This window comes from uncultured Cellulomonas sp. (genome assembly GCF_963527515.1).
Lineage (GTDB): Bacteria > Actinomycetota > Actinomycetes > Actinomycetales > Cellulomonadaceae > Cellulomonas.
The window spans coordinates 1-21,295 of sequence record NZ_CAURTV010000059.1; the positions used below are offsets into that span (position 1 = coordinate 1).

Sequence of the window (21,295 nt, forward strand, 5' to 3'; positions counted from 1 at the left end):
GTGCGAGGACGTGCAGGACGAGGCCGGGGGCGGACCGTGCCTCACCGCGCTCGCCAGCGGCGCGACCGTGCACGTCCCCGACATCGAGCGCGAGGCACGGTGGCCCGCGTGGCGGGTCGCCGCGCTCGCCCACGAGTTCCGGTCCGCGGCCGCGCTGCCCCGCCAGGTCCGGCCCGGGGTGCACGTCGCCCTGAACCTCTACGCCGCGGACCGGGACGCGTGGGACGCCGCCGCGATCGCGGTCGCCGACATGTACGCCGACGAGGTCGCGCGGGCGGTCGAGCTCTGCCTGCGCAGCACCGACCAGGTCGAGATGAGCTCCGCGCTGCAGGCGGCGCTCGTCTCGCGCGCCGCGATCGACCGGGCCATCGGCGTGGTCATGGCGGAGAACCGCTGCACCGCGTCGGAGGCGCTGGCCATCCTGCGCAGCGCCTCCCGGCACCGGCAGGTCACGCTGCGCGAGGTCGCCGCCGTCGTGGTCGAGGCCGTGACGGGCAGCCCGCCCTACGAGAGCCACGAGCTCGCGTCCTTCGGCTGACCACACCGAGCGCTCGGGTGGCGGACCGCGTGCTTCCGGCTTAGCGTCCGAAGTGCTGATCCGGTCATCCCGGTCGGCACCGTCGCCCGGCACAGCAGCGTCGCCGGACATGGGACAGCCGTACGCCGCACAGGTGCGTGCACGGCTCTGACCGCTCCCATGCAGACGATCGCGCGGCAGAAGGCCCGCGCTCCGTCGCCCCCTCGGACCACAGCCCTGCCTGACCTCCCGGTCGGGTCCTCGGTGCACCGTCCGACCACCCGAGACGAGACGAGACCATGACTGACGACTACACCAGCAGCTATCCCCGCCCGGAGGGCGGGACGGGCACGGCCACCGGGACGAGCACGGCGGACGCCGCCAAGGAGCAGGCCGGCAACCTCAAGGAGAAGGCCACCGACGCCGGCGGGCACCTGCTCGGCGAGGCGAAGGGCGAGGCCGCGGCGGTCACCCAGGAGGCGCGACGCCAGCTCGGCGACCTGTGGTCGCAGGCCCGGACCGAGGTGGCTGGCCAGGCCGGGACCCAGCAGAGCCGTCTCGCCGGCGGCCTCACCTCGGTCGGCGGCCAGCTCTCGCAGATGGCCTCCACCACCTCGGAGCAGAACCTGGCCACCGACATCGTGCGTGAGGTCGGCGACCGGGTCGACTCCCTCGGTCGGTGGCTGGAGAGCCACGGACCGGACGAGGTGCTCGACGAGGTCCGCAGCTTCGCGCGGCGCCGGCCGGGCACGTTCCTCCTGGTCGCCGCCGGGGCGGGCATGGCACTCGGACGCCTGACCCGCGGGCTGAAGGACGCACCGCCCACCACGCGGCAGAACACGATCCCCGCCCGCGTCGCGACCACCGAGCAGCTGCCGGTGCAGACCCCGGTGTACTCGGGTGTGGTGGAGGACAGCCCGCGGTTCACGGACGACCTCGCGACGCCCGTTCCGAGCACGCCCGTCACACCCACCACGCCCGCCACGACCACCTGGAACCAGCCATGACCGAGCCGCTGGATGCGCCCTCGCGCCAGTCCGTCGGTGAGCTGCTGGGCGAGGTCACGCGCGACATCTCCACGCTGCTGCGTCAAGAGGTGGAGCTGGCCAAGGCGGAGGTCCGCCAGTCCGCGAAGGCCGCCGCCAAGAGCGGATCCATGTTCGGCGGCGCCGCCGTCGCCGGGCACATGGTCCTGCTGTTCCTGTCGATCGCCCTGTGGTGGGCGCTCGGTGACGCGATGGACTCCTGGGCCTGGTCGGCGGTGATCGTCGCCGTGATCTGGGCGATCGTCGCTGCCGTGCTGGCCGCACGCGGCCGGGCCGAGACCAAGCGCGTCTCCGGTCTGCCCCAGACGACCGACTCCGTCAAGAAGATCCCCAACGCTCTGCAAGGTCACGAGGAGAAGAACTCATGAGCACGGACCCGGACCAGATCCGCGAAGACATCGAGCGCACGCGCGCCGAGCTGAGCTCGGACGTCGACGCCCTCACCGACAAGGTGAGCCCCACGCAGGTCGCCCAGCGGCAGGCCGACAAGGTCCGCTCCGCCGTGTCGGGCGTCAAGGACAAGGTGATGGGCGGGGTGGCCGACGGTGCCGACTCGGCGAGCTCCGCCGCGTCGTCGCTGAGCGAGTCCGCCGCCGGGCTGCCGCAGGCGGCGAAGGACCGGGCCCGCGGCAACCCGCTGGCCGCCGGCCTGGTCGCCTTCGGCGCCGGGTGGCTCGTCTCGTCGCTGCTGCCCAGCACCCGCCAGGAGCAGCAGCTGGCGCAGTCCGCCAAGGACAAGGCGGCGCCCCTGGTGCAGGAGGCCAAGGAGGCCGCCCAGGGTATGGCCGACAACCTGCGCGAGCCGGCGCAGGAGGCCGCGGCCGCGGTGAAGGACCGGGCCTCCGAGGCCGGTTCGAGCCTGCGGGACGAGGGTCGGTCCGCGGCGGCTGACCTGCGCACGGACGCCGGCGACGCCACCGACGCGGTCAAGGGCGCACACGCCGCCGACGGCGACCAGCCGCGCTACTAGGACCCCGCGCGGCGGGGCACAGCGTCGTGCCCTGCCGCGCGCCGGTCCCGGCGCCACCCCTACTCCCGCACGGACCCACGACGAAGGAGCTCCCATGTACCTGCACGTCCAGCGCCTGATCAACGAGATCGTGCCCGACGAGCCGGACCCTGGCGCAGCCAACGCCCTGCAGGAGGGGCTCGGGGGCCAGTTCGGTGAGATGCGCACGATGATGCAGTACCTGTTCCAGAGCATCAACTTCCGCGGCCCGTCGGGGAAGCCCTACCGCGACCTGCTGCAGGGCATCGGCACCGAGGAGATCAGCCACGTCGAGCTCATCGGCACGACGATCGCCCGGCTGCTCGACGGGTCTCCGCGCTACAACGGCAAGAAGACCGACCCTCTCGACACGCCCGGTGCCGGCGGTGCGACCCCGCTGGAGACCGCCCTGGACCAGAGCAACATCCACCACTACCTCGTGGCCGCCCAGGGGGCTCTGCCCGTGGACGCCGCGGGCAACCCGTGGTCCGGCTCGTACGTGTACAACTCCGGCAACCTGGTTCTCGACCTGCTCTACAACCTGATGCTCGAGTCGACCGGCCGGCTGCAGAAGTGCCGGATCTACGAGATGACCTCGAACAAGACGGCCCGCTCGACCATCGCGTACCTGATCGTGCGCGACCAGGCGCACGAGAACGCGTACGCGCGCGCGCTGGAGACGCTCGGCGTCAACTGGGCGTCGGTGCTGCCGATCCCCAAGACGAACGCGGAGAAGTTCCCCGAGGTGAAGAAGCTGCTCGACCTCGGCCTGCAGAGCAAGCAGTACAGCTTCGACCTGACGGCCGCCTCCGAGGCGGGCCGGATCTTCCAGGGCATGTCGCCCTCGAAGGACGGCACACAGCTGGACGCCAGCGAGCAGGCACCCGCGGGCGTGCCGATCACGATCGCCGAGGAGCGGTTCGAGGAGTTCTCCCCCGGTCTGGACACCGACCTGCTGGCCCTCATCCAGGCCACCGCGGACCTCGAGATGGCCGAGGTCCAGCCGCTGTACGGTCCGGTCCCTCCAGGGGGCACGGAGGGGAAGGCGCCATGAGCGAGACCACGCTCAGCGGGTACCGGGTCCAGGTGCTGGTCACCAACTACGGCGTCGAGCAGGACGAGCTCATCGTCCCGGTGGAGCGCCTGCGCGAGCGCGGCGCGACCGTCGTGGTGGCGGCCGCGTCCACCGACCCGATCCAGACCCTCGTCGGCGACAAGGACCCCGGCCGGACCGTCCGGCCGGACACGACGTTCGGTGAGGCAGGATCCGACTTCGACCTGCTGCTGATCCCCGGCGGGACCGTGAACGCCGACTCGCTGCGGCTGGAGAGCGGCGCGGTCGACACCGTCCGGGCGTTCGCGTCCTCCGGGCGGCCGATCGCCGCCATCTGCCACGGGCCGTGGGCGTTGGTGGAAGCCGGGGTCGTCGACGGTCGGACCGTGACGTCCTACCCGTCGCTGCAGACGGACCTGCGCAACGCGGGTGCCACCTGGGTGGACCAGTCCGTGTCCGTCGACGAGGGGGGCGGGTTCACCCTGGTCACCTCGCGGAACCCCGGGGACCTGGACGACTTCGTGCCCGCCGTCGAGAAGGCGCTCGCCGCCAGCCACGACCGCGTGGGGTGAGGTGATCCGCCGTGCGCGTCATGAGCTGGAACGTCTGGTGGCGGTTCGGTCGCAGCTGGGCGGCGCGCGAGGTCGGCATCCACGACGTGGTGGGCCGGGTCGGACCCGACCTGCTGGGCCTGCAGGAGTCGTGGAGCTCGGCTGACGGCAGCCAGGCGGACTCGCTCGCGACCCGGACCGGTGGGTACGGGCTGTTCCAGTCGAGCAGCATCCCCCCGCTGCCTGAGGAGCCCGAGACACCGGACCAGGTCGGCGTCGACATCGGCGTCGGCCTGGTCAGCCGGTGGCCGGTGCTGGAGGCGCGCGGGCACCGGCTGCCGGCGGTGCACGGGGAGCCGCCGACCGCCCTGGTCGCCACGGTGGACCACCCCCGCGGACCGTTGCACGTGATCGTCGCGTGCACGCAGTGGCAGATCGAGCTCCGCGACGACCACCTCGCACAGATGAAGGAGCTGGCGGTCCTCATGGCCGACCCCGCCTTCGACGGCGACCTGCCGGTGGTCCTCCTCGGCGACCTCAACGCGCGGCCGGGCACCCCGGAGATCGCCCTCCTCGACTCGGTGGCGACAGACCTGTGGACCGCCGGCGGGGGCGACGAGGACGCCGTCACCCTGAGCTCGACGACGCCGCACGCCCCGCTGGAGGCCGTCCGCCAGATCGACCGGCGCATCGACTACGCCTTCGCCCGTCCGGGCCGGCCCGGGCAGCCGATCCTCGCGTCCGGCAGCACGCTGGCCGGCACGCAGCCCGTCAACGGCACGTTCCCGTCGGACCACTTCGCGACCGTGAGCGACCTCGACGAGTACGCACAGGCGGACCGGACCGGCACACTCTGAGGATGGGTCAGCCGACCGCCTGGGTGCTGCACGTCGACCTCGACCAGTTCGTCGCGGCGGTGGAGGTGCTGCGCCGCCCGGAGCTCGCGGGCAGGCCGGTCGTCGTGGGCGGCCGTGGCGACCCGAGCGAGCGGGGCGTCGTCTCGACCGCGTCCTACGAGGCGAGGGCCTTCGGCGTGCACTCCGGCATGCCGCTGCGGGTCGCGGCGCGCAAGCTGCCCGACGGGGTGTTCCTGCCCGTGGACGCCCCGGAGTACGAGGCGGTCTCCGAGCGCGTGATGTCCGCGCTGCGCTCGCTGGGCGCCGTCGTCGAGGTGCTCGGGTGGGACGAGGCGTTTCTCGGCGCCGAGACGGACGACCCCGAGGGGCTGGCACGCCGGGCGCAGGAGGCGGTCCTGGCCGCCACGCGGCTGCACTGCTCGGTCGGCATCGGCGACAACAAGGTCCGCGCCAAGATTGCGACCGAGCACGGCAAGCCGGCGGGCGTCTTCCGGCTCACCGCGCAGAACTGGTTCGAGGTGATGGGCGACCGGCCCACCATCGACCTGTGGGGTGTCGGGACGAAGGTGTCCCGCCGGCTCGCAGCGCTGGGCGTCACGACCGTGCGCGAGCTGGCCGCCGCGCCCGCGGAGGCGCTCGTCGCCGAGTTCGGGCCGAGGATGGGCGTCTGGTACCACGAGCTGGGCCAGGGGCTCGGACCGGTCACGGTCGACGACCGCCCCTGGGTGCCGCGCGGGCACAGCCGCGAGACGACGTTCCAGCAGAACCTCACGACGCCCGACCAGGTGCGCGACGCCGTCCGCACGCTCGCGCTCGGTGTGGTCGAGGACGTCGCGCAGGACGGCCGGCACGTCGTGCGCGTCGCGCTCAAGGTGCGCTACGCGCCGTTCGTCACCACGAGCATGAGCCGCAAGCTGTCGGAGGCCACCACGGACGCGGCCACCGTCGTCGCCGCGGCGATGGCGCTCGCCGAGTCGATAGAGGACCGCGAGGTCCGGCTGCTCGGGGTCCGGGCCGAGATGGCCATGCCGGACGACGCCGACCCGGGCGACCGGACCCCGGTGCGCGGCCGGATCTGACCGCGCTCAGCCGGCGAGGGCCGCCCGCAGGAACGCGATGTCCTCTCCCTGGCGCTCTGCCGGCGTCTCCACCAGCGCGTCGCAGCCGGCCTCCCGCACGACGTGCGCGATCAGCTCGGGCGGGATCGTCCCCGTCGCGAAGCTCGCGTGCCGGTCCCGCGCGGAGCCCTGGGGGTCACGGGAGCTGTTGGCGTGCACCAGGTCGATCCGCCCGGTGACGGCGAGCACGCGTTCCACCAGCGTCTCGAGGTCCTCACCCGCGGCCCACGCGTGGCAGGTGTCCAGGCACAGGCCGACGTCGTACTCGCCGATGGCGTCCCAGAGCAGCGCGATCCGGTCGAGGCTCCGTGCGCACGCGTTGTCGCCGCCCGCCGTGTTCTCCACCAGGACCCGCACCGGGAACGTGGCCCGCTCGAACGTCTTGCGCCAGTTCTCGATGCCGACCGCGATGTCGTCGCCGTCCCCCACGTGACCACCGTGCACCACGAGCCCGCGCGCGCCGAGGCCGGCCGCGGCCGCGGCGTGCTGCGCGACCATGGTGCGGCTCGGGATGCGGATCCGGTTGTTGGTCGACGCGACGTTGACCAGGTACGGCGCGTGCGCGTAGATGCCCAGCCCCGACGCCACGAGCACGTCCGCGTCGTCGCGCGGCACGGGCTTCTTCCACCCCTGCGGGTCGGCCAGGAACAGCTGGACGCACTGCGCGTCGAGCTCGGCGGCGGTCGCCACGGGGTCGTCGCCGCGCACATGGGCACCGATCAGGACCACGTCGTTCTCCCTCAGCTCTGGACGGCGCCGTCCGGCGGGCCGCACGAGCATTATCGCGGGGCGTGCCTGCCGACGCCGGTCCGGGCGTTACCGCGTGGCGCGGGCGAGCACCCCGCCGACGAACCCGAGGACGGCACCGAGGAGCACGACCAGGATCCCGGTGGCAGGCGCGCCCAGCACCCCCGCCGCCACCGCGACGAGCACCATGAGGAGCGCCGCGAACCGGATGGCCCGCCCGGAGGACCCGTTGAGCCCGAGGAGCATGAGCAGCGAGAGCAGGAGGACCAGGACCGTCGAGGCGGCGGTCGCCGTGAGCGCGAACGCCGACACGTCACCCTCGGCGGCGCTCGTCGCGGCCGCCACGATGCTGTTCGGGTCGATCATCGCCCCCATCCACGGCAGCAGGGCGCCCGCCATCGCCAGGAGCGCGCCGAGCACCACCAGCCAGCGCTTGGCCACCGGGCGGCGGTCCGGCGTGGTCTGCGTGAGGACGGCCTCCGTCTCGACCGCGCTCCGCCCGTCGCTCGCCGTGACCCGCAGCCGCCGCGAGGAGGTCGTGCCGCCGGGCGGCCGCTCGCTGTCCACCTCGAGCCGCGCGAAGCCGACCTGCCCGGCCGGCACCACGACGGTCGGTGGGGTGAACGTGAGCCGGGCCCGGCCGAACTCGTCAGCGCCCGTGAGCTGCACCTGCAGCGTGCCCGCCCCCGCGCGGTTGTCGACGTGGACCATGAACGTGCCGCGCTGCTGCACGGTGGCCAGGACCTGCGGGTCCACGCGCAGCGCAGCCGTGGTGATCGGCGCGGCCTGCGCGGAGACCTCGATCACGCCGGCGGCCTCCACCTCCCCCGCCCCGTCGTTGGCGACCACCGAGAAGGGCCGGGACTGCACGGTCCCCGGCGGCGGGCTCGTGGTGCGGGCACGCGCCCGGACCGTGGTGACCCGGCCGGCCGGGACGACCAGCCGGTCCTCCCCGAACGCGAACGCGACGAGGCGCTGCGGGTCCCGGCCGCTGAGCGCGACGGCAGCGCCGAGGTGCCCCGCGCGGTTGTCGATCAGCACGTCGAACGCGACCGTCTGCCCGTCGTCGGACCGCAGGTGGCTGGGCTCGAGCCGCAGGACCACCGGCACCCGCTCCGGCGCGGCGGACGTGCGCTGCACCAGCGTCACGGTGGCGCTCACCGGGGCGTCCTGCGCCGTGCCGGTGACCGTGACCTGGCGGGTGGCCTCGCGCCCCGGTGCCGGGGCGGGCGCGCTGAGGTGGACGGTCGCCTCCACGGTCCCCCCCGCGGGGACGTCGACCACGGGCGGCAGGAACCGCGCCCGCACGACGTCCTCGGGGTCGTGCACCGACAGGGCGTACCGGCGCGGGAAGTTGGCCGCGCGGTTGTCGAACGCCAGCGTGAACGTGCCCTCCGTCGCGTCCTGGAGGTGGACGACGGCGGGGCGAGGGGTCAGGGTCGGGGGCGGTCCGACCGGCGGCACGACGAGGCCGACCGAGACCTGGGTCAGCTTGGTCGGGTCGACGGACGAGCGCACCACGAGCTCGAGGGTGAGCTGCTGCGCGACGACCACGGCGTCCTGCCGGGCCGCCATGGTCACGACGACCGTGCGGGACTCGCCGGGCATCAGGTTGGCGTCCTCGTGGGTCACGACGAGCCACGCCGGCGCAGCGAGAGGGTGCACGACGAGGCCGTCCACGATGTCCGAGGCGTTCTTCAGGGTGATCCTGGTGGTGCCCGGTGCGTCCCGGGCGACCACGACGGTGCCCTCCTCTATCGTCGCCACGGGGGCCTCGGCGCGCGGCTCGCTCCGCGGGGCGGGGGCGTCCTCGACACGGGTGCCCGCGGTCGTGGGACCGGGAGACGTCGCCGGTGTCGGCGTCGGTCCGGCCGTCGGCGCATGCCCGCCGGTGGACGTCGGGGCCTCCCCCGGGCCCGACCAGTCGATGTAGGTGTCGCAGACGCGGCAGAAGGACGCCGTCGGCGGGTTCGACGCCCCGCAGACGGTGCAGATGCGATCGGCCATCAGCTCCCCCGCTCGTCGTGCCGCGCCGCTCACCGGACAAGAGTCAGCCGCCCCGGTCGCAGATACGAGGCACTCTGTTCGTACCGCAGTCGGCCACGGGCGGGAAGTGCCGACGGCCCGTCCTGCCCCATCGGGCACGTGCCGCGGTCAGCCGCCGATGATCACCGTGGGACAGCCAGGCCCGGGCGCCACGGGCGTGCCGTGCAAGCTCTGGTCGGCCAGCCGTGCGGCGGGGTACCCCCCGATCAGCACCGTCACCGAGCCGGCCGCGATGCCGTTCGGCGCCGGCGAGACGCACGGGATGGAACCCGGCACCGCGTTGGCCACGGCGGCAGGCTGACCGCCGATGAGGACGGTCGGCACCGCTGCCGCCGGGGTGATCGGGCCGCCGACGTGCGGCTTCGGCCCGTCCATCAGCGGGCAGAGCGCCACGTCGCCGACACGCAGCGCGGGTCCGGTGGGCACGTCAGGGGACCGGGGCGGGGGCCGGCGTGGCCAGGGTGCCGCTGAACACCAGGGCGTCGTCGCACTCCGCGGGGGCGGGGGTGAGGTTCTGCGGGGTGCCGGGCTGGCGGCACAGCACGGACATGGTCAGCTCCGAGCCCTCGGGCAGCACGATCGGCGTCTGGAAGTGGAAGTCGTTGTCCCGGAAGTTCTCCAGCGCCACGTCGAACAGGACCACCTCGTCGGACGCGCCCGCCGGCGTGTGCGCCAGGACGAGCCGGCCGAAGTCGCCCTGCGGGTTGTTGAGCACCAGGTCCGTCAGGCGCAGGGTGGACCCCGCAGGGACGACGAACGCGTCGGCGGAGACGAACGACGTGGACGGGCCGGTCTGCACGGTCATCCGCTGCATGGTGGGCGCCAGGATCTCCGTGGGCGGCAGGAAGTTCTGCGTCAGCTCCTCCATCTCGGCCACCTGCTGCTGCGCGGCAGCGGCCGACTGGCCGGCTCCGGCGGACGACTGCTGTGCGGCGGCGGCGGCCTCCTGCGCCTCCTCGGCCGCGGCCTGGGCCTCCGCGACCTCGTCGGCGACGGACGACGTCGCGGCGGACTCGACGGCCGGCTTGAGGACGGTGAACCACGCGAGGACGAGCAGCGCGAGCAGGACGAGGAGGGCGAGCAGCGCCTTGAGGAACCAGCGCGGGATCGTCGCGGTCTGCACGTGCGCGCCGTCGAGCAGCACCGGCGTCGTGTTCTCGGCGGCCGCCGTGACGGTGAACGGCATCGTCACGTCCTGGCCGCGCCAGAGCCGCTTCTCCGGCCGGACCCGGACGTCCGCGAACGACGCGTTCCCGGGCGGGACGGTGATGATCTGCGGCCGGACCCGGAAGTCGAGCACCCCGGAGTCGGCCGCCGCCGACAGGGAGACGGTCACGGGCACGTTCCCGCGGTTGTCCAGGGCGACCTGGTGCTTGGCGCCGCCGCGGCCGTGCGACGTGCGCGGGAGCAGCTCGGCGGTCGTGTCGAGGAAGGGCAGCACCTCGACCACGCCCTCGGGCGTCACGGCCTCGTTCACGTGCTCGAACGGCACCACCCGGACGCCGAAGTCGAGCTGACCGGCCGGCACGCTCCACGAGCGCGGCGGCGAGAACCGCACGGTCGCCGTGGTCGACGTCCCCGGGTAGAGGCCTTCGATCACGGCCGGCTCGACCGTCGTCCAGGCCGCGGGCGCGCCGAGCACCTCGATCTGGTAGCCCTCCACCAGGTCCCCGGTGTTGCGGATGTGCAGGGGCACCACCGCCTCGGTGCCGGGGCTGAGCTCCACCCGCGCCGAGTCCAGCTTCGCCGTGGTCGTCATGCTGCGGACGCTAGGGGTGGGCCTCCCGCTGTGGAACGGCCGCCCGCACGACCGCGGGGGCAGGCCGGGTGCCCGTTGAGTCGATGTTGACTGCACGATCAGTGCGGCCGCGCATGCTGTCCGGGCAGGGACCCGCGAAGGGGTGCCTCAGGGGGCAGGAGAAGGACATGGAACGCGTAGCGGTGTGGGTGAGCGCCCGGGACCCGATCTCCGAGGCGGGCGTGGTCAGCGCCCTGCGGCCGAGGCCGGAGGTGCGGGTGCTGCCGGCCGACGAGGCAGCGTCCTCGCAGGTGGCGGTGGTGGTGGCCGACGCGGTCGACGACGACGCGCTGCGCCTGGTGCGGATGGTGCGCCGGCAGAGCCCCAGCCAGGCGGTGCTGGTGGCGGGTCGCCTGGAGGACGGCGACGTGGTGACCGCCGTCGAGGCCGGCGTGCTCGGTCTGGTGCGGCGCAGCGAGGCGACGCCGGACCGGTTGGTGCGGGTGATCTGCGGTGCGGCGACCGGCGAGGGCAGCGTCCCGCCGGACCTGCTGGGTCGGCTGCTCGACCAGGTCGGCACGCTGCAGCGCCAGGTGCTGCGCCCGCGCGGGCTGACGTTCACGGGCCTGGCCACGCGGGAGATCGAGGTGCTCAAGCTGGTCGCCGACGGGTTCGACACCTCCGAGATCGCCCACCACCTGGCCTACTCCGAGCGCACGGTCAAGAACGTGCTGCACGACGTGACCACGCGCCTGCAGCTGCGCAACCGGTCGCACGCCGTGGCGTACGCGCTGCGCGAGGGGCTCATCTGACGTCACTGCCCGTTCGGGCAGGCGCGCGTGCCTGATCGCCGGACCGGGTCCGCCTGCCGGGCGTCGCGAGCACGCGAGAGCGTCGGCGCCAGGACACGCGCGTGGGAGGGGGCTGGCCGTGCTGCGTGCGCGGGCGGGGGTGGTGGTGACGGCGCTCGTCGCCGTCCTCCTGGGGGCTGCCGTCAGCCCGGGCAGCGGCGCGGCGCGCGTGCCGGGTGCGCTCCCGACGCCCGTCGCCTCCGTTCCCCGGCTCGCCTTCACCACGTCGGGCGCGAGCATCCGCTCCGTCGACCTGGTCTCGAGCGAGGAGGGGCTGGGGGTAGGCGAGCCGAGCGCGCTCGAGGCGAGCGGGGGCTACGACGGGCAGCCCACCGCGACGGTGACGCCGGCCGGGACGTACACAGCCTTCGTCAGCGACCGGGCCGAGCCCACCGGCGGCGGCGACGTCCATGTCCGGGTCGGCGCCGGCTCGGACGACGAACGGACCGTCCGCATCACGTGCGACGGCGCCCGCGAGCGCAGTCCCCGGGTGTCCGCGGCCGGTGACCGCGTCGCGTACGCCACGGATGCGTCCGGGAGCTGGGACATCGTCGTCGCTCCGATCCCCGCGTCCGGCGAGGACGCGTGCGCCGGAGGGTCTGCGGTCACGGTCGCGCCCGACGCCGGCGCCGACCTGTGGCCGGCGTGGATCGCCGACTCGAGCTGGCTCGTCTTCTCCAGCACCCGTTCAGCGGACGTGGGCGCTGCCGGCGACCCGCTCGGCGACCTGTTCGCGGCCGATGCCGACCGGCCGGACGACGCCCCGGTGCGGATCAGCAGCGCGCCCGGCGCCGACGTGCAGCCGACCGTCTCGCCGCTGCCCGACGAGCCGAGCAGCAACCCCCCGACCGTGCTGGTCGCGTTCACGACCGCGCGCTTCGGGGGCGCGGGGTCGATCGCCTGGACGGAGCTCAGCGGCACGAGCCCGACCGGGCCGTTCGCGCCGGACTTCTCGACCCTCTCGCCGGTGGAGCAGGTGGTGGGGTTCGAGTCGTCCGAGCCCGCGTTCCCCTCGACCCCGTCCGACACGGCGTTCCCTCTCGCGCTCGCCTACACCACGACCGGCAGCGACCCGGCGGGGGACGTCGTGGTCGGCTTCGTCGGCTCCGGAGAGGGTGGGCCGTACCTGATCACCCAGCGCAGCGTGCTCGACACCGCGGGCGTCGCCGAGACGCACCCCACGTGGAGCGACGACGACGGGCTCGGCCGCGGCGAGGCGCGCCTGACGGCCGAGGCGGGCAGCACCGCTGATGTCGCCGACGTCGCCGCCGACGACGGGACAGGTCGACGGGTCGTGGCGAGCAGTGTCCGACCGGCTCCCGTGGAAGGCCCGCCCGAGCCCCTCGGCGACGCCTCACCGAGCTACTCCCCGAGCGGCGACCGGTTCGTGCACTCCGCCGAGGTCGTAACCCCGGGCGACACCCCGGAGGACGACGTGCGGGGGTGGGCCCTGCACGTCGTCGACGTCGTCTCGCTGCAGGTCACCCCGCTGGTCTACGAGCGCAACGCGCGCGACGTCGACGTCGACCCGGTGTGGTCTCCGGACGGTCGCCGCATCGCCTTCACGCGCTACACACCGGGAGACGAGAGCGACGACCCGCAGGTGATGGTTCTCACGCTCGGTTCCGAGACGCCGCAGGCGGTCGCGCTGGCGCCGATGCCGTGGGAGCGCCAGGAGCGCGGCACGGCCGCTGCGAGCTGGTCACCGGACGGACGGCACCTCGTCCTGGAACGCCGGACGGACTCGCCGTCCCCGTACGACAACGAGCACGTCCCCGGGCTGTGGGTGGTCGACGTCGACGACGGCGGGTCGCGACCGGTCACCTACCGCGTGACGTGCCCGACCCCGGTCTGCGGCAGCTTCCTCTACCTGGTCAACGGACGGCACCCCGCGTGGTCGCCCGACGGGTCGCAGATCGCCGTCAGCTCGCTGAGCCTCCTGCAGGTGGGACAGGACGAGGTGAGCAGCAGGCTCCCCGGAGAGCTCTCCCAGGTCACGCTCGCGGACCCGTCCCTCACCGACGTCATCCAGGTCGAGGCGACGACGGTCGTGCCGGTCACGGGACTCGCCGTCGACGGCACCGCGCTCCCCTCCGCGTCGCTGTTCACCGACGCGGACCATCCGGCGTGGTCGCCGGACGGCAGCCGCATCGCGCTCGCCGCCAGACCGGTGCACCTCCCCCGGCAGTGGGGCATCTGGGAGATCGCCCCCGACGGGACGCTGCCTCGACGGGTGACCGACACCCTCGCCGCCGAGACCGAGCCGGCGTACCAGCCCTACACCGACCTCGTCCTCACGCTCGTGTCCGGCCCGCCGACGGGCACGAGCGCCTCGCTCACCGCGGTCGCGGCGAATGCCGGGCCGGGCAGGGTCGAGGAGGGTGCGGTGGACCTCGCGCTCCCGACGGGGGTCACCCTCGCCGGCGCGCCCCCCGGATGCGTGTCGACGGGTGCGCAGATCACGTGCCCGCTCCCTCCCCTGCTGCCCGGCCAGGACGTGAAGCTCACCGTCGACGTCCAGCTGACGGGTGCGGCCGCGGCCCCCGTCGTCGGCATCGCGACCACCACCACGCCCGAGCGGGTCGTCACCAACAACCGCGCCGAGGTGCTGGTCGGCCGGGCCGGCGGGGTGAGCGTCGCCGTGAGCATCGACCGCCCGGTGGTGTTCGTCGGCGGGCTTCCCGCCACCGCCACGCTGACCGTCCGCAACCTCGGGACCCTGCCCGCCGCCGCGGTCCGGCTGACGACCACCTTTCCCGGCGCGGTGGTCCCCGCCGGTGCCGACCCGTGCACCGGGGCCGGCGGCGTCTGCGAGCTCGGCCTCCTGGACGGCGGGGAGGTCCTGGTGCTGACGTCGACGTTGCAGGCGGTGGCGCCGTTCGAGGGGCCTCCGCTGGCCGGCACGGTGACCGGGACCGTGAGCACCACGAGCCCTGACCCGCAGCCGGTCGACGACACCGCAGCAGCCGGGCTCGAGGTCCGCAGCCCGCAGCTGTCCCTGTCCCCCGCGGTCGTCCGGCCGGGTGGCGTGGTGTTCGTCACCGGCCAGCACTTCCCGCCGGGGGAACCCGTGACGCTGCGGTGGTCGCCAGGTGTGACGGGCAGCCCGGGGCCGTTCACGGTGCGCGACGACGGCATCGTCCAGTCATCGCTCCTCCTGCTCGAGGACTCCCAGCTCGGGGCGCGTCGGCTCGAGGCCGCCGGCACGTCGGCCACCCCGCTGTTCGCCCCGGTGGACCAGGACCTGCTCGTGGTGCCGACGTCGGCGGCCGCTCCCAGCTTCCTCTTCCGGAAGTGACGCCGTGCCCTTTCGGGTCGGCGCCGGTGCCTCTTCGGCTGGCCACCCTCCCGTGCGGGACGCCGACGCGCGCGCCACGGTGTCCGTGAAGGTCGAGGTGACCGCATGATCGGTGAGGTCGACGAGGCGCTGCGGCTGCTGGTGCGCGAGGCGGTGGACAGCCCGGACGTCGAGGTGGTGCTGGACGCGCCGACCAAGGACTGGGCGGCGCGGCGCAACGCGCCGACCGTCGACGTGTACCTGTACGACCTGCGCGAGGACCTGCGCCGCCGCACCCGCGGGCAGCTGGAGAACCGCGTCGAGGGCAAGGTCGAGGCCCGGTACCAGCCGCCGCGGCACTTCCGGCTGTCCTACCTGGTGACGGCCTGGACGCAGCGGCCCGAGGACGAGCACCGGTTGCTCGACGGGGTGCTGCGGCACCTGCTGCGCTTCGACGCCCTGCCCGAACGCGTGCTGGACGAGGTGCTCGCCCAGGCCGGGGCGCGCGTGCCGCTGTTCGTCGGGCTGCCGCCACCCGAGGACCGGGGCTTCGCGGACGTGTGGACGGCGCTCGGCGGCGAGCTGAAGCCGTCGATCGACGTGGTGGTCGACGTCCCGGTGCTCACCCGCGTCAGCGCCGAGGTGGGACCGCCCGTGCAGGAGACCATATGGGTCGACCTGTCCGACCGCGACGGCGGCGCGGCCGACGTGGGCGTGCACCGGCACGAGCCACCTGCTCCGCGGACGTCGCCCCCGGCGCGCACCCGCAGCCGGAGCCGTCGATGACCACCGAGACCGTCGTGGACCCCAGCACCGCGCACGTGCTCGGTCGGCTCGCGGCGGTCGAGGAGCGGGTGCGGACGCTGGTGGCCCGGCGCCGCAGTGACGACCCGCAGCCCGACGACCCGTTCCGCGGGCTGTACCTGAGCGACGAGACCGTCGACCGGCTGCTGTCCGGGCCCGGCGTCGAGCCGCTGTCGGCCGCCGTCGGCTCACGGACGGCGGCCTGCGAGCGCACCGCCGACGAGGCGGAGGCGGCCGGCGCGCGTCTGCGGCTGCGCACGCTCGCCCGGGACTTCGGGCTCGAACCGCTCGACGTCGAGCTGCTGCTGGTGGCACTGGCGTGCGAGGTGGACTCCCGGTTCGAGCAGCTGTTCGGCTACCTCAACGACGACGTGACGCGGCGGCGACCGTCCGCCGCGGTCGCGCTCGCGCTCTGCGGCGTGCCGCTCGCGTCCGCGCACGGCAGGCACCGGCTCGAGCACGGTCCGCTGGTCTCCACCGGCCTCCTGGTGCTGGAGGAGCCGGACCGGCCGCTGCCCGGTCGTCCGCTGCGGGTGGCAGACCGCGTGGTGGGCCATCTGCTCGGGGACGACTCCCCCGACCCGGCGCTGGACGGCGTGCTCCTCGACGCAGACGACGTCCCGTGGGGGGACCCCACCAGGCTCGCGGCCGCCCTGCGCGGAGGTGCGCGGCTGGTCTACCTGCGCGAGCCGGCCACGGGCTCCGGTCAGGTGCTCGCGGTCCGCGCCCTGCACGCGGTCGGTCGCGGCGCCGTGGTGCTGGACGGACCTTCCCTGGCGAGCAGTCTCGACCCGCTGGGGGCCGTACGCGTCGCCGTGCGGGAGGCGCAGCTGACCGGGGCCGGCGTGGTCGTGGGCGGCGTCGACGGCCTCGTGGAGCTCCCCCGCGCGCTGCGGGCGCTGCTCGGTGCGCACGTGCCGGTGCTCGTCGTCGGGCGTCGCACCTGGGATCCGGCCTGGAGCGACTGGCCGCCGCTGCTGCTCGACGTCCCCGCGTCGACCGTGGCGGAACGCAACGACCTGTGGCAGCGCTCGCTCGGTGACCACCTCCTCGACACCGCCGCGGCGACCGCGCCCTTCCGGCTGCGGCCCGAGCAGGTGACGCGCGCGGCACGGGCGGCCCGGCAGCAGGCCGTCCTCGACGGCGAGCTCACCGTCGACCACGTCCGGCTGGGCGCACGCGCGGAGAACGGCTCGGAGCTGGAGCGGCTCGCACGCCGGATCGAGCCCGCCGTCGGCTGGCCGGACCTGGTGCTGCCGACCGGTGTGCTCCGGTCGCTGCGCGAGATCTCGACCCGCGCGCGCCACCGCGAGCAGGTGCTCGGCGACTGGCGGATGCGACCCGGCGGCGGTCGGGGGCACGGCGTCGCGGCCCTCTTCGCCGGGGACTCCGGAACCGGCAAGACCATGTCGGCCGAGGTCGTCGCGCGCGACCTCGGCCTGGAGCTGTACGTGGTGGACCTGGCGACGGTGGTCGACAAGTACATCGGGGAGACGGAGAAGAACCTCGAGCGGATCTTCGCCGGGGCGGCCGGCGTCAACGCCGTGCTGCTCTTCGACGAGGCTGACGCGGTGTTCGGGCGGCGCAGCGAGGTCAAGGACGCCCACGACAGGTACGCCAACATCGAGAGCGCGTACCTGCTGCAGCGCATGGAGACGTTCGACGGGCTGGTGGTCCTGGCCACCAACCTGCGGGCCAACATCGACGACGCGTTCATCCGCCGGCTGGACGTCGTCGTCGACTTCCCGCTGCCCGACGCCGACCAGCGCGCCGCGCTCTGGGACCGCAGCCTGGGCACCCGGGTGCCGCGCGGCGACGACCTCGACCTCACGTTCTGCGCGGACGCGTTCGAGCTGGCGGGCGGCGCGATCCGGTCCGCCGCGGTGACGGCCGCCTACCTCGCCGCGGACGACGGCGGGACGGTCCGGATGCGGCACCTCGTCGCGGCCGTGTACCGGGAGTACCGCAAGCTGGGCCGGCTCACGCTCGAGAGCGAGTTCGGTCCGTACTGGGACCTCCTGCGCTGAGCAGGTGCCCGAACGTGCAGCGGCCGGTGCCCGGACGGTCGGCCGCTCCGACCTGGTCGCCCGCGGTGCCGCGGTGGCAGCGTCGGCGGGGACGACCGTGGAGAGGGGCCGACGATGCACACCCACGACCACCAGGACCAGCCCGAGGGCCTGCGGTCCTCGACGACCCGGGTCGACGACCGCGAGACCGGCCCGGCCGTGGCCAAGGCGCTCGCCGCGGGGCGACCCGACCTGCTGGGCAGCTCCGGGTTGACGTACCTGCAGCGCACCGCGGGCAACGCGTCCACCGCGGGGCTCGTCGACGAGGAGCGCTCGCCCGTCCTGGACGTGCTCTCCTCGGGCGGCGGGCGGCCGCTCGAACCCGGCGTCCGGGCGGACATGGAGGGCCGGCTCGGTCACGACTTCGGGGACGTGCGGGTGCACACCGACTCGGCGGCCTCCGACTCCGCGCGTTCTGTGGGCGCGCACGCGTACACCGTGGGCCGGGACGTCGTGTTCCAGCGCGACGCCTACGACCCGGAGTCCTCGGCGGGTCGCACCACGCTCGCGCACGAGCTCACGCACGTGGTCCAGCAACGCTCGGGCCCGGTCGACGGCACCCCCACCGGCGCCGGCGTGCAGGTGTCCGACCCGTCCGACCGGTTCGAGACCGCCGCCGCCGCCACCGCCGAGCAGGCGATGGCGGCACCGGCTCCCGCGGTGCAGCGCGAGGAGGCGCCCGAGGAGGAGGACCAGCTCCAGGGCGCCTTCGTGCAGCGCCAGGAGGCCGAGGAGGAGGAGGTGCCCGAGGAACCCTGACCGGCGACGCAGGCAGCGCCGACCGCCCGATCGGGCACCGGCCCCGCCCGGACGGGCGTCCCCCCGGCCTCACGCACCGCACCCGCACCGCCGCACGCTGACCATCTACTCCCTGTGCCCGAGGAGGGGACATGCCGACCTACCTGTCGCCCGGCGTCTACGTCGAGGAGGTGGAGGCGGGATCTCGACCCATCGAAGGGGTCGGGACCTCGGTCGCCGCGTTCGTCGGCATGGCCGCGAAGGGTCCGTTCAATCAACCCACGCTCGTGTCCAACTGGACCCAGTACTCCGAGGTGTTCGGGGACTTCCTGCCCGGCTCGTACCTGGCTCACTCCGTGTACGGCTACTTCCTCAACGGCGGCAGCAACGCCTACGTGGTGCGGATCGGCCAGGACGGCGAGCGGGCACCGGACCAGGTCCGGACGCGCGCCACCCCGAGGGCGCTCCCCGCGGGGGCGCAGGCCGTGGTCGGCGCGTACCGCGTCCAGGCCTCCGAGCGCGCACCGAAGTCGAAGAAGATCAGCGTGGAGGTCGCCGACCCGGGCGGGGAAAACCCGCCGGAGGACCAGTTCAAGCTCGTCATCCACGTCGACGGCAAGGAGTCGGAGACGTACGACAACGTCACCACCAAGCGCGGCGACGACAACGTGGCCACCAAGGTCAACCTGCTGAGCAAGCTCGTCACCATCGAGGAGCTGGCCTCGGGCAGCGCGCTGGCCAAGCCGGACAAGGGCACCGCGGACCTCGTGGTGCCGGAACCCGAGCCCGAGCCGCCCGCGACGGAGGACCTCGGCGCCGACGACTACATCGGCGACGCCGCCGACCGCACCGGCTTCAGCGGCCTCGAGGCGATCGACGAGGTCACCATCGTGGCCGTCCCCGACCTGGTCGCCGCGCTCGAGCAGGGGGCCATCGACCTGGAGACGTTCCAGGCGGTGCAGCTCGCGATGATCGCGCACTGCGAGCTCATGGGCGACCGCATGGCGATCCTCGACACGCCGCCCGGCCTCAACCCCCAGCAGGTCAAGGACTGGCGGGTGGACGGCGCGGGGTACGACTCGAAGTACGCGACCGTCTACTGGCCGTACGTCAAGGTCTTCGACCCGTCCACCGGCAGCAACCGCTTCGTGCCGCCGTCCGGCCACGTGGCCGGGATCTGGGCGCGCAGCGACGAGTCCCGCGGGGTGCACAAGGCGCCCGCCAACGAGGTCGTCCGCGGGGCGATCACCCTGGCCACGCAGATCACCCGCGCGGAGCACAACCTGCTCAACCCCGTCGGCATCAACGCGATCCGCACCTTCCCGGGCCGGGGCGTGCGGGTGTGGGGCGCGCGCACGCTGTCGTCCGACCCGGCCTGGCGCTACGTGAACGTCCGCCGGCTGTTCAACTACCTCGAGGAGTCGATCCTGGTCGGCACCCAGTGGGTGGTGTTCGAGCCGAACGACGACGCCCTGTGGGCCCGGATCCGGCGGACCATCTCCGCGTTCCTGGTCAACGAGTGGCGCAAGGGGGCGCTGTTCGGGATGAGCCCGGAGGAGGCGTTCTTCGTCCAGTGCGACCGGGAGACCAACCCCGCCGAGGCCATCGACGCCGGTCAGGTCACCTGCCGCATCGGGGTCGCGCCGGTCAAGCCCGCCGAGTTCGTGATCTTCCAGCTCTCCCAGTTCTCCGGCGGGACGAGCCTCGCCGCCGAGTGAGGCTCGACCACCCTCGACACGACAGGACGGTGACTGACCGATGGCGCTCCCTGACACCTTCGACCTCGCGACCGCGTACGCGTTCAGCGTGAAGATCGACGGCATCCAGATCCCGCACGTGATGGAGGTCAGCGGCCTCAAGGCGGAGGTCGACAAGGTGACCTACCAGCAGCAGGGCCAGGACGGGAAGTTCGTCACCCGCCAGATGATGGGCCGCCAGAAGGCCGGCGAGTTCAAGGTCAAGCGAGGGCTCACGGACTCCACCACCGTGACCGACTGGCTCAAGGCGGTGTTCGAGGGCAAGCTCTCCGACGCCCGCAAGACGGCGGAGGTGGCGATCTACACCTCGGACAACCAGATCCTCAAGCGGATGAACTTCCGCAACGTCTGGGTCAAGGACGTCGAGCTGGGCGGGACCCTCAAGGCGGGGTCCACCGAGCCGTTGTCCGAGACGTTCACGGTCTGCTGGGACGAGATGGAGTTCGCCTGATGCGACGCTCCCTGCCCGTGGCGCTCGACGAGCCGGACGTCGAGCCGGCCGACGAACCCGTGGACCGGCCACGTCGGCGCGAGGCGCTGCGCACCGAGTTCGACTTCCATCTGCCCCGCGGCTACCTCGACGCCGACGGTGTCCTGCACCGGCACGGGACGATGCGCCTGGCCACCGCGCGTGACGAGCTGCTCCCGCTGTACGACGCGCGCGTCCAGGAGAACCCGGCGTTCACCACCGTGGTGCTGCTCAGCCGGGTGATCACGTCGCTCGGCTCGCTGTCCGGCGTCTCGTCGAACGTGGTGGAGAACATGTTCGCGTCCGACGTGGCGTTCCTGCAGGACCTCTACCGGCGCATCAACGCGGAGGGCCACACGCACGCCGCGGTGACGTGCCCGTCCTGCGCGCACCGGTTCGACGTCGACATCTCCGGTGGGCGCCTGGGGGAATCGTGACGTACGCGCCCGGACGGATCCACGAGGAGGTCGCGTACGTCGCCTACCACTTCCACTGGTCGCTCGACGCGATCCTCGACCTCGAGCACCCGCAGCGACTGCGCTACGTGCAGGAGATCGCGGCGATCAACCGCCGGATGACCGAGGAGCGCTGACGTGCGCTGGCCGTGGCAGCGGGCGCGACCGCCCGCGCGGCCGACCGTCGTCCAGCGCACCGTCGCCGGGGCTCCGGCC

General features: G+C 73.8%; 21 protein-coding genes. 17 read left to right on the top strand and 4 right to left on the bottom strand.

Annotation, left to right across the window (positions count from 1 at the left end):
• The 8 genes from RYN42_RS13315 to RYN42_RS13350 form a co-directional block, all read left to right on the top strand.
• Nucleotides 1-538: ANTAR domain-containing protein (locus RYN42_RS13315; protein ID WP_315096858.1), on the top strand; the 538-nt coding region annotated here is incomplete at its 5' end.
• Nucleotides 539-816: 278 nt separating this feature from the next.
• Nucleotides 817-1,524 (top strand): hypothetical protein, encoded by a 708-nt coding sequence (locus RYN42_RS13320; protein ID WP_315096860.1) that lies wholly within the window; start codon nt 817-819, stop codon nt 1,522-1,524.
• The gene (locus RYN42_RS13325) at nt 1,521-1,931 is read left to right on the top strand and encodes a phage holin family protein (RefSeq protein ID WP_315096863.1); all 411 of its coding nucleotides are present in this window, start codon (nt 1,521-1,523) and stop codon (nt 1,929-1,931) included. The genes RYN42_RS13320 and RYN42_RS13325 overlap by 4 nt, the downstream gene beginning before the upstream one ends.
• On the top strand, nt 1,928-2,533 hold the full coding sequence (locus RYN42_RS13330; RefSeq protein ID WP_315096865.1) for a DUF3618 domain-containing protein: 606 nt from the start codon (nt 1,928-1,930) through the stop codon (nt 2,531-2,533). Before RYN42_RS13325 ends, RYN42_RS13330 begins: the two co-directional genes overlap by 4 nt.
• A 94-nt stretch (nt 2,534-2,627) precedes the next feature.
• A complete protein-coding gene (locus RYN42_RS13335) occupies nt 2,628-3,605 on the top strand; it encodes a manganese catalase family protein (RefSeq protein ID WP_315096867.1) in 978 nt (325 codons plus the stop codon).
• Nucleotides 3,602-4,177: a type 1 glutamine amidotransferase domain-containing protein gene (locus tag RYN42_RS13340; RefSeq protein WP_315096870.1), complete on the top strand. Its 576-nt coding sequence runs from the start codon at nt 3,602-3,604 to the stop codon at nt 4,175-4,177. Before RYN42_RS13335 ends, RYN42_RS13340 begins: the two co-directional genes overlap by 4 nt.
• A 20-nt stretch (nt 4,178-4,197) precedes the next feature.
• The gene (locus RYN42_RS13345; protein ID WP_315096872.1) at nt 4,198-5,013 is read left to right on the top strand and encodes an endonuclease/exonuclease/phosphatase family protein; all 816 of its coding nucleotides are present in this window, start codon (nt 4,198-4,200) and stop codon (nt 5,011-5,013) included.
• A gap of 2 nt (nt 5,014-5,015) precedes the next feature.
• Entirely contained in the window at nt 5,016-6,092 is a 1,077-nt protein-coding gene (locus RYN42_RS13350) for a DNA polymerase IV (RefSeq protein WP_315096874.1), read from the top strand.
• 6 nt (nt 6,093-6,098) lie between these two features.
• On the opposite strand, the gene RYN42_RS13355 is transcribed toward RYN42_RS13350, so the two are convergent.
• From RYN42_RS13355 to RYN42_RS13370, 4 genes are all read right to left on the bottom strand, one after another.
• Entirely contained in the window at nt 6,099-6,860 is a 762-nt protein-coding gene (locus tag RYN42_RS13355) for a deoxyribonuclease IV (protein WP_315096875.1), read from the bottom strand.
• Between the two features lie 87 nt (nt 6,861-6,947).
• On the bottom strand, nt 6,948-8,885 hold the full coding sequence (locus RYN42_RS13360) for a hypothetical protein (RefSeq protein WP_315096877.1): 1,938 nt from the start codon (nt 8,883-8,885) through the stop codon (nt 6,948-6,950).
• Nucleotides 8,886-9,032: 147 nt separating this feature from the next.
• Complete coding sequence (locus RYN42_RS13365; protein ID WP_315096879.1) at nt 9,033-9,350, bottom strand: PAAR domain-containing protein; 318 nt, start codon at nt 9,348-9,350, stop codon at nt 9,033-9,035.
• A gap of 1 nt (nt 9,351) precedes the next feature.
• Nucleotides 9,352-10,683 (bottom strand): hypothetical protein, encoded by a 1,332-nt coding sequence (locus RYN42_RS13370; RefSeq protein WP_315096881.1) that lies wholly within the window; start codon nt 10,681-10,683, stop codon nt 9,352-9,354.
• A gap of 167 nt (nt 10,684-10,850) precedes the next feature.
• Here RYN42_RS13370 and RYN42_RS13375 point away from each other — a divergent pair, with 167 nt between their 5' ends.
• The 9 genes from RYN42_RS13375 (at nt 10,851) to RYN42_RS13415 (ending at nt 21,216) form a co-directional block, all read left to right on the top strand.
• Nucleotides 10,851-11,474, top strand: coding sequence for a response regulator transcription factor (locus RYN42_RS13375; protein WP_315096883.1), 624 nt, complete (start codon nt 10,851-10,853; stop codon nt 11,472-11,474).
• Nucleotides 11,475-11,592: 118 nt separating this feature from the next.
• Nucleotides 11,593-14,811: a hypothetical protein gene (locus tag RYN42_RS13380; protein ID WP_315096885.1), complete on the top strand. Its 3,219-nt coding sequence runs from the start codon at nt 11,593-11,595 to the stop codon at nt 14,809-14,811.
• A 105-nt stretch (nt 14,812-14,916) separates the two neighbouring features.
• Entirely contained in the window at nt 14,917-15,576 is a 660-nt protein-coding gene (locus RYN42_RS13385) for a DUF4255 domain-containing protein (RefSeq protein WP_315096887.1), read from the top strand.
• Nucleotides 15,573-17,621, top strand: coding sequence for an ATP-binding protein (locus RYN42_RS13390; protein ID WP_315096888.1), 2,049 nt, complete (start codon nt 15,573-15,575; stop codon nt 17,619-17,621). Before RYN42_RS13385 ends, RYN42_RS13390 begins: the two co-directional genes overlap by 4 nt.
• Before the next feature lie 114 nt (nt 17,622-17,735).
• Nucleotides 17,736-18,419, top strand: coding sequence for a DUF4157 domain-containing protein (locus RYN42_RS13395; RefSeq protein ID WP_315096889.1), 684 nt, complete (start codon nt 17,736-17,738; stop codon nt 18,417-18,419).
• A 131-nt stretch (nt 18,420-18,550) separates the two neighbouring features.
• Complete coding sequence (locus RYN42_RS13400; protein ID WP_315096891.1) at nt 18,551-20,116, top strand: phage tail sheath family protein; 1,566 nt, start codon at nt 18,551-18,553, stop codon at nt 20,114-20,116.
• A 40-nt stretch (nt 20,117-20,156) separates the two neighbouring features.
• Nucleotides 20,157-20,606 (top strand): phage tail protein, encoded by a 450-nt coding sequence (locus RYN42_RS13405; protein ID WP_315096893.1) that lies wholly within the window; start codon nt 20,157-20,159, stop codon nt 20,604-20,606.
• Nucleotides 20,606-21,061: a hypothetical protein gene (locus RYN42_RS13410; RefSeq protein ID WP_315096894.1), complete on the top strand. Its 456-nt coding sequence runs from the start codon at nt 20,606-20,608 to the stop codon at nt 21,059-21,061. Before RYN42_RS13405 ends, RYN42_RS13410 begins: the two co-directional genes overlap by 1 nt.
• Nucleotides 21,058-21,216: a DUF6760 family protein gene (locus RYN42_RS13415; protein ID WP_315096895.1), complete on the top strand. Its 159-nt coding sequence runs from the start codon at nt 21,058-21,060 to the stop codon at nt 21,214-21,216. Before RYN42_RS13410 ends, RYN42_RS13415 begins: the two co-directional genes overlap by 4 nt.
• Nucleotides 21,217-21,295: the final 79 nt, after the last annotated feature.